The organism is Microcystis sp. M20BS1, from assembly GCF_020245305.1.
GTDB lineage: Bacteria > Cyanobacteriota > Cyanobacteriia > Cyanobacteriales > Microcystaceae > Microcystis > Microcystis ichthyoblabe_A.
This window is the reverse complement of sequence record NZ_JADBUZ010000230.1, coordinates 1-12486: the sequence shown is the minus strand read 5'-3', so window position 1 is coordinate 12486 and position 12486 is coordinate 1. Positions and strand designations below refer to the sequence as shown.

Sequence of the window (12486 nt, the reverse complement as noted above, 5' to 3'; positions counted from 1 at the left end):
TTTCGCCCGCTCCCAACGGGATGAAAGGCTAGTTCTCAGGGACTAGCAATGCCTCGAAAAGCCGCTTGGCGGCACTCTTTAACTCTCAATCTGTTGTTGTTAATTCTTAATCTACAAAGAGGAAATTCCAATGTCTCATTTCAGCACTCTCCGGACCAAAATCACCGATGCCGAAATCCTCAAAGCTTCTCTCCGCGACCTCGGCATTAGCGTGAAAACCGAAGCTGATGTTCGTGGTTACAACGGTCAACGGGTTCGCTCTGACATCGTTGCTGTTCTCGATGGCGAATATGATCTCGGTTGGTCCCGCAATACCGACGGCAGTTTTGATTTAATCGCTGACCTCTGGGGTGTAGCCAAAAAACACAATCAAACCGAATTGATCAACTCGATCAACCAAAAATACGCTGTGAACAAAACCCTATCCGAAGTGAAACAGCGCGGTCTGCAAAACGCTAACGTTAAGCTAGTCGTTCAAAGCTAAGATTTACAGCGCGTTCCCAAGCCTAGGGGTTGACCAGTTCGGTTAACCCTTTTTTCTGTCTGTGGGGTATGTTAAGAATAGTAAAATTAACTTGACAAAAATGCTCCGACCCGAAGAAAGAACTAAACTCGATCCGACGAAAGACAGCGATTTTTATGCTTTTCCCCGCTTTGTCACCCACGTGGATGAGGGTTTTATCGATCGATTAATCGCTCTCTACCGAGAGATATTATCGCCGAATACGCGCATTTTAGACCTGATGAGCAGCTGGGTGTCCCATTTACCGGAGGAGATGGAATTTGAGCATATCGAAGGTCACGGGATGAATGGGGAGGAGTTAGCCAAAAATCCCCGCTTGCATAGTTATTTTGTCCAAGACCTCAATGCACAGCCAAAATTGCCCCTAGAGGATAGTTCTTTTGATGCGGTGTTAATCACGGTGTCGGTGCAGTATTTGCAGTATCCAGAGGCGATTTTTGCGGAACTGTATCGCATTTTAAAGCCTAATGGTCTGGTGGTGGTCAGTTTTTCCAATCGAATGTTTTATCAAAAAGCGATCGCTGCTTGGCGCGATAATAGCGATTTAGGCCGGGTAGCGTTAGTGAAATCCTATTTTAAATCGGTGGCGGGATTTAGGGAAGTACAGGCGATCGTTCGTCCTGCTACTACCCCCAGTTTCCTGCAAATGTTAGGAATTATGGTTGCTGATCCCTTCTATGCAGTGATAGGAAAAAAAGAATCTTCTCTAGGATTATAATCACCGTTAACAATCAGAGGGCTATTCCGATAATATCTGTAATTCGTTGGAATAGCCTATTTGATCTCTCCTGGTTTGTTGTTCACTTGTGTTGGATGTAATTCCTCCGCAAACTGTAAACTAAGAGATTTGTGTAAGTATTGCCAGAGGATTTAACGAATACTTACAAGAATATCTCGATCTACAATATCAACTGATAATGCAAACTGGTGTAAGTACTCTCTAAAGTTGTTGAACATCAATAATTACCTCGAAATCGTTGGCATTTTTTCAAGAAAACCTACTACATTTTTTATTCTATCAATCACAAAATCACGCTCTAAATATGACAGCAAAGCTCCAGCTTTTGGCCCACGCTCTTTACCTAAGAACGATAAATAAACAGCTTTAAATGCAAGGGGTTGCTGCATTTCTAACTCTTTTGCTGTTGCAAATAAAGTTGTTTGCAATTCGTCAGCTTCCCAAACCTTAACATCTGTCAAGCTATGAGTTAGCTGTCTGAGATAAGCAACCTGCTCCTGAGTCAAGTCCCTAACTTTCTCAGGAACCCTGTCAAGATAAAGAACCAATTTCTCTTCTTCGTCAGCATAGTCCGCCAACCATTTTTGGGCAACTGAAATCCTTTGATTGGCAATTTGCCAATCATATTCGTTTAAAGGCTGAGTACTACGTTTTTCAATCTCTTGACGAATATCGAGGTGAGGCACTTGCAGTAAAGAAATCAGCGTGCTGAGATCAACAGGATGGTAAGGCTTAATTGCTCCATCAAGTTGAGAGTAAAACAATGGCATTAACTCTTCAGGCAAAGCAGATTCTTGCTGGGCATCTGCTGATAAAGCTTGATACTTATCAGCTAGAGAATCGTAGTCTCTAAATAGCCTGGTTGTCGTTTCATAATTGGGCGCAAAGTTAATAACCGTCTTAGGCTGAGTTCGTAGCATTAAAAATCGAAGTAGCTCAGGAGGAAGTAACTCAGCGATTTCTTTGGCGCTTGAACCAACCCCCTTTGATGAACTCATCTTCGTGCCATTGACCAAAATGAATTCGTAGGGTGAATGGAAAGGTGGCTGTTTTCGTAGCACTTTTCGACAAATTGCATTCGCAACATCTCTAGATCCTCCTTTCTGGGAGTGATCTTTACCCGCAAGCTCAATGGTGATTCCCAATAAATCCCACTTTGCCACCCACTCAACTTTCCAAGGTAATTTACCATTGCCATTAAAAGGAGAAACCCAGCCTGAATGACCACAACCTTGAACCCAATCCGTTGCATCAGGTTTGCAAGTGTAGAAAACTTCTGACCCGTTGTAATCTGACACCACCGTTGTTGCAATCTTGCCGCAATTTTCACAAGCGATCTGAAAGGGATACCAGTTATCTGGCCGACGCGCTTTGCTCACCTCTAGATAGGCTTCTCTGACCAAATGAGCGTTTTTGAGGAAGGTATCAATGTAGGAATTTAATCGACCTGAGCGGTATAGATCACGCAAATAGTAAACCTCTGGTCTAACCCCCAAATGCTCGAAAACCTCTAGAAACTCCCCCATGAAGTACTTTGCATAATCGCTGGCACTATTGTCCGGTGAAGGGACATTGCAAAGGGGAAACCCTAAGTAAGGTGCAAACTTCTCTCGATCGAGATAATGGGGAACAGTATCAAGTGCATCATAATCATCAACACCATAGAGGAATTTCGATGATTTACCAGAATGTTTCAAGGCTCGATCAATCACATCATGGATCACAACCCCTCTCAACGATCCAACATGAACTCTTCCAGATGGGGTTTTTGAATCGTTGACAACTTGGTTTCCTTGTGCATCCGCAGCAATCTTGTCGGCCCAAAACATGAATTAACCTTATGTATCTACAGTCTTTACATTTTACATTCTAAAGGAATATCTAACACTTGACATACTGGGTTATCTGGAGTAGGTCGAGATGAGGTGTAAATCTTTGGCCTGGGTTCAGGGGGTCGTCTTCTTTGCGCCATCTAATTAAAGACAAGATATCTTTAATATTCCTCGACTTCCCCCGTATAAACATACTAACTATGGCTAAAAGTCTTACAGAGCCTGAGTTAAATCAACACAATACTAATGGACTACTGGACACAAAATCCTGAAGTCTTTACGCGGATAGGGTTTGAGGCAAAAACTTTCAAATTTGACCTTTGGACCGTTATACCTTGTTTCAGGGCAGAAAACCAGCAAAAACATGGCTACAGAGGGAATCGCTTACTCTAGAGATTAATGACACTATCTGTTACCATCAGGTTAGCGATCACTATACAGCCAACTCTACGGAATCGCTCTACTCCAGATATAGTCAACGGTACAGCCATTTTTAAGCGAAAAATGTACTCAGTAGCCTCTTTTCAATTTTTTCTGAGAAGCGACCTGCAGTAAGGGTTTTGTTGATTTTTTAGTATTTATGTATGGGGGAAGTCCAGATATATTTTCAAATCCTCGAATAGCAGATTTTTTATTAGTTATATAAATATGTTGATCAATATTCTTGATCTCCTTATTTTTGAGAAAAATATAGATAACCGCATAGGTCAGAAATGTTGAATCCTTAGATAAAACTTTATACACAAGCTGAAATTGCAAAAGTGTTTTAGACAAACTCAATTATAAACAAAGTAGTGCAATTGAGAATTTAACTTATCTTATCCTATTTTTAGCCCTGAAATATATGATAGCGATGATAGTTTAAAAAATCCAAATCCGGTGAGAAGCGATCGGGAACATTTAAAGTTTTACCGCGATAGTTGATAAAATTTAGTTCTAACGTCTCGCTACCTTGATCCCGAGCCTTTTTTTCGATCTCATGGCCAATAATTAATCTTAAATCCTCATCGAAACTAATTAAACCTCGATCGAAAGCAGTATCATGAGTACGAGCTAGGCACAGGCCATTATGAGGGTTTAAACGCTGTTCGGGAAATTGACTCCAGGGTAATATATGACTAGCTGTTAGTAACAGAGGAATGGGATTTCCTGTAATACAGCAACGATAGTTATATAGGGCTAAAATTGTCTTTCTAAAAAAGTTTTGTCCGATTCTAACTTTTCTGATTGCCTCGGTTTCTGTTTTGATATTTTCCGAAAAATCAAGTCTAGTAAAATCCTCTTGCTGCTCGTTTATAACTCCTAAAATAACGTGTAATTTTTTCCTGACTTTACAGTTTAAAAAAGTCTCTAACAAAATCTACTAATTCTGATAAGGGACTAATAAAATCTTGGGATTTTTGTCTATTTAAATCTGTCTCTTTTTCATTATCTAATTTTTTGGCCAAAAATGCTTTATCAAAAAATTTTAACATTCCTCGTTGTTGAGGATTGTTAATTTCGTTGTAAAAATTAACTGTAACAAAACAGATAAGAGGAATTTCTGGAACATTATAGTTAATGCCGTATTTTTCCTTAATTTTAGAACCATGCTCATTAGCTATTTCTAACAAAAGTTTCCATTTATAGGTTTGCGATGCTCTTTCTCGCAAAGAAGTTTTTAACGATAAAATTATACATTTAGGATAGGGTATTTCTTGATTATTACCATCACTTATATTTGCAGAAGTATGGTAAGAATAAATGATCAAATCACAATCTGGTTTTTGTTGTTCTCCATCACCCAATTTAATAGTGGATATATTTTCAAATCCTCGAACAGCAGATTTTTTATTAGTTATATAAATATGTTGATCAATATTCTTGATCTCCTTATTTTTGAGAAAAATATAGATAACCGCATAGGGAAATATGTTTCCTACCACAGCTTTGGCAGTTTGTTTTTCATCTTTAATCAATCCCCGAAGCTTTCTTTGTTTAATAATTTTTTCTACTTCATCTTTTGAGCCTTGAATAACTTCATAGAGATAATTGAAAGCATTTTGATATATCTCTACATCTTGAATTGCTAAAATAGCGTCTATTTTCGAGATCACCGGTTGCATATAATAAGCATTCTTAATTGTCTCGATTAATTCATTTTCCTGAACATTAAAGCTATAGATATCACTCATAAATCTTTAGGACTAAAAAACTAGGGCAAGTTCTAATTGTTTGATAATTGCATTTTTGCGAGATGAATCAAGCAAATTTTTCTGATCTAAAATAGGATTATTCAGACTTAGCAATATCTCCCTTCCTATTGCCTCTACTACAGGAGGTACAACCGCATTACCAAACTGTTTATAAGCTTGATTATCAGATACAGGAATAATAAATTTTTCAGGAAATCCCATCAATCTTGCACATTCTCTTGGTGTTAGACGACGGGGATTTTTTCCCTGTTGAGGGATCAAAATTTCGGAACCATCTTTATAATATCTAGCACTCAAAGTTCTGGCAATTCCCTCTAAATTAACCAATCCATAACCGAAACCATTCCCTTTTTCTTTATGTTTATCAGCATACTTCTGTAAGTAATCCCAGAGATGATCTGTTAAAGTATATTTACTATCAACTTCCCCTTCAAGAATATCTTTAATTTTAGGATGAATATCTGGTATTTCTGGAAACATAAATCGGCTAGGTTTCTCAAACCCCACTATAAAAATTCTTTTTCTGTTCTGGGGAACAAGAGAACGAGCATCTATGACCTGATAATAAATATGATAATTTAAATCATCTGATAGGGCATTTCTAATCACTTCAAATGTTTTACCCTTGTCATGACTCTGTAAATTTTTGACATTTTCCAAAATAAATGCTTTCGGTCTTTTTTCTCGAATAATTCTGACAACCTCGAAAAAAAGTGTTCCTTGAGTGGGATGATCAAATCCATGGCGAGTACCTAACGCATTGTGTTTAGTTACTCCAGCTATGCTAAAAGGCTGACAGGGAAACCCAGCCGTCAATATATCATGATCTGGTATTGTTAAAGCGGGAATTAAAGTAATATCTCCTTCGGGACTATCGTTAAAATTGGCTTCGTAGGTTTTTCGAGAAAATTTATTCCACTCCGATGAAAAAACACACTGACAACCCAGATTTTCAAAAGCTATTCTAAAGCCTCCAATGCCGGCAAATAAATCGATAAATTTGACCATTTTACCTTAATATTTTCCTAGGGATGATATTCCCTGATTATAACCAACAAGATAGCTAAAGTACAAGTGAATTAACCATCTTAATCCTGTTTTAATTGTTAAGATAGATACGACTGATTTTCCTAGCAGCCCAAAATAATTCAGTCGCACCTTTTTGACATTCAAATCAAATCGGGAAAAACTTCGCGCACTGCTGGATGAATTAACCGATGATTGGCGACATTTAACCCCTTAGCGAGGGAAACATCTTGATCCAAGGCTTTTACTCCATGGTCGGCTAATTTAATAACGTAGGGTAGGGTACTATTATTTAAAGCTTGAGTTGCCGTCCAGGGTACTGCTCCTGGCATATTAGGGACACCATAATGTACTACTCCCGACTCCAAGTAAGTCGGTTGACTGTGGGAAGTGGCCCGCAGAGTTTCCACGCAGCCCCCTTGGTCTACTGCCACATCGACAATTACAGAACCAGGGTTCATTTTGGCGACTAAAGAGCGAGAAACTAGAGTCGGCGCTCGTTTTCCTAAGACTAGCACTGCCCCAATCAATAAATCAGCCCTAGGAACCACATTTTCTAATTGTGCCGGGCTACTATAAAGCAATTCTACCCTGGAACCGAATAAAGTCTCTAAATAGGCCAAGCGATCGACGTTAATATCTAAAATAGTTACTTTTGCCCCCATACCGATGGCAATTCTAGCCGCTTCCGTACCCACCACACCCCCGCCAAGGATAACCACTTGTCCAGGACTCACCCCGGGGAAGCCCCCCAGTAAAACTCCCCTACCTCCCTGTTGTTTTTCCAGATAGCGGGCCCCAAATTGTACCGAAAGACGACCGGCAATAACACTCATGGGAGTCAAGAGAGGCAAGCGACCATCAGCAAGCTCGACCGTTTCATAAGCGATCGCAGTTGTTCCCGACTCGATTAATGCTTCCGTTAAATAGCGCTCGGCCGCTAGGTGTAAATAGGTGAATAGGAGAGCTTCCTTGTTTAAAAAGCCGTATTCTGCCTTAAGCGGCTCTTTTACCTTGATAATTAGCGGTTTATCCCAAACTTGTGCCGCTTTTTCCACAATTTTGGCCCCGGCTTTTTGGTAATCCTCATCGCTGAATCCAGCACCCAATCCGGCGGCCGTTTCCACGAATACCCTATGACCGCGATCATTGAGTACACGCACACTACTGGGACTTAAACCGACGCGAAACTCTTGATCTTTAATCTCTTTGGGAACACCTATTTCCATGGTTTGCTTCTGGGGGACTATTTCTAACTAGGGTATGCTGAAAAAGTTTTTCGGTGGGGGTAGGGTGTGGGGTGTAGGGTGTAGGGTTTTAGCCATTTTCAGGGGAAAAGTCCCGGAATTTCCCCCCGGATCACTCCAAAGGCCAGTACTTATCGAACAATGTTTTTAGATTTATTCAGCCAACCCTATAGTTGCGAGTAATCAGACATACTATGTGGGAATTTTAGCGACTTTTTTGGTATTCTTCCAGCAAATCGATTAAATCCACCTGACATTTGGTGGGTAACAAATCCGCTAGAGAAACTTGCAGATGACCACCTCCGAGGGTGACTTTTATCTCCCGCAGCAGAGACATGACTGCATTCTCACTTAAACTGTCGTTTTCGAGCAAAGGGAAGACTTTTTCGGCAACGACGCTGTGTAAATGGGCCTCCCGGAGATAGAGATGCCATTTAGCCACGTCAATGTAGATATTGTCGCCGATTTGGGCGGCCAGATTTTCGATGTCCTGAGTTGTGTTAGCCATGGGGTGTTACCGAGTAGTTAGCGATCGCCGCTATATAAATCAAATGTCCCACCAATAGAATAGCCCAAATTCCCGTGAACAGATTCAACCAAGTCCAATCGGAAAATTTAATGATATGAAAAAACCACAACCCTGAATTAATCGCTAAAAAAGCCGCCACATGAACGGCGAAATTCATGCGATCATCTAAACGTCGGAAAGCGGGATCGTTTTTGCGATCGGGTTGACGGGGCCAACGAGGAGGCATAAGCAGTGATCAGTTGTCAATTATCAGTTATCAGTGTACCGGTTTTTTAGCCAATAGATAACGTCATCGACTGGTCGGGAAAGAAACTGGTCAAACTAATCCTATTGAAAGATTAAATAATACCTTTCGACAAAGGATTTCTCGGCTGGTGAGAGAGAGTCTATCTTTCTCTAAAAAAATGGAGAATCACCTTGAGGAACCCTTTGGTATTTTATCCATGACTACAATGCACAGCAAAGCAAAGGATTAAACCGCCATCACTACTACCGAATCACCAGCCACTAGGAAATTTATTTTGCACTACTACTTAACCAGTAATATTAGATAGTCAACTTACCAAAAAGCTTTAAAATATCTTGGCAGGAAGACTGGTTCTTCTCTGGGGTTCACCAGAGAATGTCCCGATCAGCGAAAAAATCAAGGGAAAGATGGGCAGTATTTTAAGTGTGGCGCCGATGATGGATTATACCGATCGCCATTTTCGCTATTTTTTGCGACAAATTAGCCGTCGTCCCCTTCTCTACACGGAAATGATCACGACGATGGCGATTAAACACGGCGATCGCTATAAGTTGCTGGGGTTCTCCCTAGCAGAAAAACCTCTAGCTTTGCAGTTAGGGGGTGATAATCCCTATCTTTTGGCAGAATGTGCCAAAATAGCCGAAGATATGGGTTATGACGAGGTAAATCTCAATGTGGGTTGTCCTAGTTCTAGGGTAAAAGAGGGCAATTTCGGCGCTTGTTTGATGGCTAACCCGGAATTAGTTGCGAGGGGAATATCGGCAATGAATCAAGCTGTATCGATTCCCGTGACTGTAAAACAGAGAATTGGTATTGATGATCAGGATAGTTACGAAAATATGGCGAATTTTGTCCGTATTGTCGCGGATGCGGGTTGTCAACGTTTTACCATCCATGCGCGGAAAGCTTGGTTACAGGGATTAAGTCCCAAGGAAAATCGCACCGTCCCCCCCTTACGTTACGATGATGTTTATCGCCTAAAAAATCAGTTTCCCCATTTGTTTATTGAAATTAATGGCGGTATCATTAATTTAGAACAGGCTAGACAACATTTACAATTAGTAGATGCAGTTATGATCGGTCGGGCAGCCTACGATAATCCCTATTTATTTGCCACAGTCGATCGAGATTTTTATGGGGAATCGGTTACTCCTCCTACCCGGGAAGAAGTAATCAAAAAAATGCTTCCCTACATCGATGAATGGGTGAGTAAAGGTTATAAATTACACCAGATCAGCAAACATCTTTTACAGCTTTTTGCCGGTCAGCCCGGAACTAAGGCCTGGAAGCGTTATATTAGTGAAAATAGCCATTTTCCTGGGGCCGATTCTGGGCTAATCTGGCAAGCTTTACAGCAGGTAAATTCCCTAAATGATCTGGCCAATTCCCATTAATTTATTTTCTTTTCTATGATTACCCAATCCTCAATTACTGCTGGGGTAAAAAATTCAGCTATGGCGGATTTTGTTTATCAACCTCCCCCGGCAGCTATCACAGCTAAACGTATTTTAATTAAACCTAATTTAGGTTATCCTGTGCCACCACCAGTAACGGTTAGTCTGCCGGTATTAAGTCAAGTTTTGCGAGGATTGAGGGGGGTAAATCCCGGGGCAGAAATTATCTTATTAGAGGGAGTTTGTTCGGCTATTTCTTTGAGAGAAATTATCGATATTTTGGGTGTAAAATCTATTCTCGATCCTGGAATAACTATTCTTGATGCTGATAGTTTACCCCAGCAAGAATATCCGAATCTTTACCCTTTTCCTGTCCGGTTTCCCTCGATGTTTGCCCCTAAAATTATCGAAGAAGTGGATTGTCGGATCACGATTGGAACCCTAAAACGCACCCATTTAAAGGATAAACCCTTGATTTCTGCTTCTTTAAAAAATCTCTATGGACTCTTTCCCCGTAGTCATTATAAAGCCCGTAGTCCCAACTCGCGGGGGCAATTACATCGCCCCTCCGTACCGCTAATTTTACAGGATGTTTATTTTTGTATCGGTCATCTTTTTGATGGGGCAGTGGTGGACGCTAATCTCAAATATTTTAGTAGCAATTGGCGCCCAGATCGAGGAAAATCTATTCCTCTCGGTCAAGTGTTTTGGGGTGATGATATGATTAGCGTGGATCGCAGTGCTTGTCTGTTAGGTGATGAACCAATGCCAAGTTATTTAGATGCGATCGATTTGCTTCGTTCTCAACTTTTAAACGAAACCAATTAAAGTTAATAATTTTTGGCTAAAATAGGCAAACACTTGTAAGTACCTAAGCAAAATTAATTACACATTTCGATAAAGCTTTTGCCTCTTGCCTATTGCCTCTTGCCTGTCTTCACTAGGAAATTTATTTTGCATGACTACTTATTAAATAAGCTCTGGCTTATTATTTCTACTGCAAAGCCTTCCGCTCCTAGGCTGACATGACGGTATTTTATACTAAATCCTGTTTAAAAAATATACAGGAGAGTGGGGATCACCGGAGCGGGGGGAACAATCCATAACTGGGTTTTTACGGAAGCGAGCGAGGTAGGGTTTGGCATTCTCCAAGATTACCCCATTGTCGAGTGAACTGCTCTTTAGGTTGCCCAAAACCCCCCCTCGGTGAGCGGTTATGCGTCTATCCAGATGCTGCCGTCTTCGATGCGAAGGGGATAAACGGGTAAAGCTTGGGGTTGAGAAACTGCCGCCATCGCTTTGTTAACCACAGGGGGCCAGGTAATCCAGTCTTTGACAGCACCACTACAGAGATCAAAAGAACTACGATGCCAGGGACAAACGATCGCGCCGTCTTCGGTAATTTTGCCCTTCGTCATCGATAATTTTAAATGAGGACAACGATTACCGACGGCGTGGAATTGACCGTTATTGTTAATCAACAGAATGGAATTTTCCCCCACTTTTACCACTTGACGGGCGCCGGGGGCAAGGGAATCTACAGATAATACTTTTGTCCAACTCATATTTTTATTTAACTAAGGGAGAGATCGAGAATGGTTTCGGGGTAATTTTGGGCAATAATATCCTGTTTAGCCCATTGTTGGTAATCTTGCAACAATTGACTCATTAAACGCTGTTTAATCCGCAATAAAACCCCTTTTAAGAGACTATTACCGGCGATTTCTAACAGCGGACGCGGGGTTAACCATAATGGTGGTGGTAAGGTGACTTTCACCTCAAGATTGGCTTTCCCCGCTAGATAGGTTTGATTATTTTTTTCCACAGGAGCGAGTTTGCCTTGAACATTGAGGCTAAAGCGATCGTTGATATAATCAATACCTTTGATCTGACAGTCTTCTGATTGCAAAAATATCGTCCCCTCAGAGGTAGCCCAGACATTAAGAATAACCGTGGGCTGAAAATAGTACATATTCAAGAAGTTTAGGGGACGCATTTTTAGGCGAAACCGATTCTCAGATAGGTGTTCTGTTAGGCTAGTCTCAACGATAGCCTGTACTAATCTTTGCGGTTGGCGCAGATAATGCTGAATCGGGATGGTTTGTTCAGCAACAACAATTTCTAGGGATTCGGCAGCGGTAAAAGTTACTTCCATACGTTGGTTATCTTAAATTTGTCTCCCTTCTTAATTTTACTTTACAAAACTTATACTTTTCGACAGTCCAGATGTAGAAATTTTATCGCTAAGAGGGGACACAAACCAGATTTTTGCCCAAAGTTAGGCCTTTTTCAGTGATCAGTGATCAGTGGGGGTTTTAAGTCAACAGTGGGGGGGAGCGGGTTTTTCAAGTTGGATTGGGAGTTAATCATGCTATTAAAAACCGATTCAGTATAACGGTAAAGTTAGACCGTCTTCACCGATAACTTTGGCTGAGTCATAAAGCTTCGATCGTAACGCGCCCACCTTCCACTGCCTCAATCTGAAGTTTAAAGCCATACAAAAGACTCATCCCCACACATCATACTCGCTTTCTCTGGCTGCGACTGCCAAAACGGAAGACGGCTCTATGTCCAATCCGAATCACCCAAGGTTGAGCATCAGGGACACGCTCCTAGAGATGATCGGTAGCAGTAATCGTATCGTCGGCAAGCTCAAACGCTCCAGTTTCGATGTCGATCGCCACAATTCTCCCCTGATTTCCCTCCTCCACTTGAGAACGTACCTGAGATTCATAAATCTCATTACCACGTCGA

Annotated in this window: 13 protein-coding genes and 2 pseudogenes; 5 read left to right on the top strand and 10 right to left on the bottom strand. The window is 41.1% G+C overall.

The genetic code is table 11. The annotated features are described in order from the left end of the window. Positions 1-130 precede the first annotated feature (130 nt). Together IM507_RS21705 and IM507_RS21700 are read left to right on the top strand one after the other, a co-directional pair. The gene (locus tag IM507_RS21705; RefSeq protein ID WP_002731874.1) at positions 131-484 is read left to right on the top strand and encodes a DUF1257 domain-containing protein; all 354 of its coding nucleotides are present in this window, start codon (positions 131-133) and stop codon (positions 482-484) included. 100 nt (positions 485-584) lie between these two features. Continuing rightward, complete coding sequence (locus IM507_RS21700) at positions 585-1241, top strand: class I SAM-dependent methyltransferase (RefSeq protein ID WP_287637734.1); 657 nt, start codon at positions 585-587, stop codon at positions 1239-1241. 245 nt (positions 1242-1486) lie between these two features. Here IM507_RS21700 and lysS read toward each other — a convergent pair whose 3' ends face one another. The 7 genes from lysS to IM507_RS21665 form a co-directional block, all read right to left on the bottom strand. After that, positions 1487-3091 carry a lysine--tRNA ligase gene (gene lysS, locus IM507_RS21695; protein WP_287637732.1) on the bottom strand — a complete coding sequence of 535 codons (1605 nt, stop codon included), beginning with the start codon at positions 3089-3091 and terminating at the stop codon, positions 1487-1489. 832 nt (positions 3092-3923) lie between these two features. Continuing rightward, the gene (locus tag IM507_RS21690) at positions 3924-4451 is read right to left on the bottom strand and encodes an HNH endonuclease (RefSeq protein ID WP_287637730.1); all 528 of its coding nucleotides are present in this window, start codon (positions 4449-4451) and stop codon (positions 3924-3926) included. Further along, complete coding sequence (locus IM507_RS21685) at positions 4426-5268, bottom strand: BsaWI family type II restriction enzyme (protein ID WP_069474001.1); 843 nt, start codon at positions 5266-5268, stop codon at positions 4426-4428. Before IM507_RS21685 ends, IM507_RS21690 begins: the two co-directional genes overlap by 26 nt. Positions 5269-5280: 12 nt before the next feature. Next, positions 5281-6297 (bottom strand): DNA (cytosine-5-)-methyltransferase, encoded by a 1017-nt coding sequence (gene dcm, locus IM507_RS21680; protein WP_069474002.1) that lies wholly within the window; start codon positions 6295-6297, stop codon positions 5281-5283. 161 nt (positions 6298-6458) lie between these two features. Next, positions 6459-7544, bottom strand: coding sequence for an alanine dehydrogenase (gene ald / locus IM507_RS21675; protein WP_002732444.1), 1086 nt, complete (start codon positions 7542-7544; stop codon positions 6459-6461). Positions 7545-7767: 223 nt separating this feature from the next. Next, a complete protein-coding gene (locus IM507_RS21670) occupies positions 7768-8070 on the bottom strand; it encodes a DUF3181 family protein (protein ID WP_002734773.1) in 303 nt (100 codons plus the stop codon). Next, complete coding sequence (locus IM507_RS21665) at positions 8063-8317, bottom strand: hypothetical protein (RefSeq protein WP_002732278.1); 255 nt, start codon at positions 8315-8317, stop codon at positions 8063-8065. The genes IM507_RS21670 and IM507_RS21665 overlap by 8 nt, the downstream gene beginning before the upstream one ends. Before the next feature lie 61 nt (positions 8318-8378). Between IM507_RS21665 and IM507_RS21660 the strand changes: the two are divergent. From IM507_RS21660 to IM507_RS21650, 3 genes and pseudogenes are all read left to right on the top strand, one after another. Then, a pseudogene (locus tag IM507_RS21660) lies at positions 8379-8602 on the top strand (IS1 family transposase); the annotation flags it as partial. A 143-nt stretch (positions 8603-8745) separates the two neighbouring features. Then, positions 8746-9732 carry a tRNA dihydrouridine(20/20a) synthase DusA gene (gene dusA, locus IM507_RS21655; RefSeq protein ID WP_069474003.1) on the top strand — a complete coding sequence of 329 codons (987 nt, stop codon included), beginning with the start codon at positions 8746-8748 and terminating at the stop codon, positions 9730-9732. A 15-nt stretch (positions 9733-9747) separates the two neighbouring features. Continuing rightward, the gene (locus tag IM507_RS21650; protein ID WP_123230832.1) at positions 9748-10560 is read left to right on the top strand and encodes a DUF362 domain-containing protein; all 813 of its coding nucleotides are present in this window, start codon (positions 9748-9750) and stop codon (positions 10558-10560) included. A gap of 386 nt (positions 10561-10946) precedes the next feature. Here the strand turns inward: IM507_RS21650 and IM507_RS21645 are convergent, their stop codons facing one another. The 3 genes and pseudogenes from IM507_RS21645 to IM507_RS21635 form a co-directional block, all read right to left on the bottom strand. Continuing rightward, a complete protein-coding gene (locus IM507_RS21645; protein WP_002731942.1) occupies positions 10947-11297 on the bottom strand; it encodes a Rieske (2Fe-2S) protein in 351 nt (116 codons plus the stop codon). An 8-nt stretch (positions 11298-11305) separates the two neighbouring features. Continuing rightward, the gene (locus tag IM507_RS21640) at positions 11306-11887 is read right to left on the bottom strand and encodes a DUF1997 domain-containing protein (protein ID WP_002733111.1); all 582 of its coding nucleotides are present in this window, start codon (positions 11885-11887) and stop codon (positions 11306-11308) included. A gap of 364 nt (positions 11888-12251) precedes the next feature. After that, positions 12252-12486 (bottom strand): annotated as a pseudogene (locus IM507_RS21635) (hypothetical protein); the annotation flags it as partial.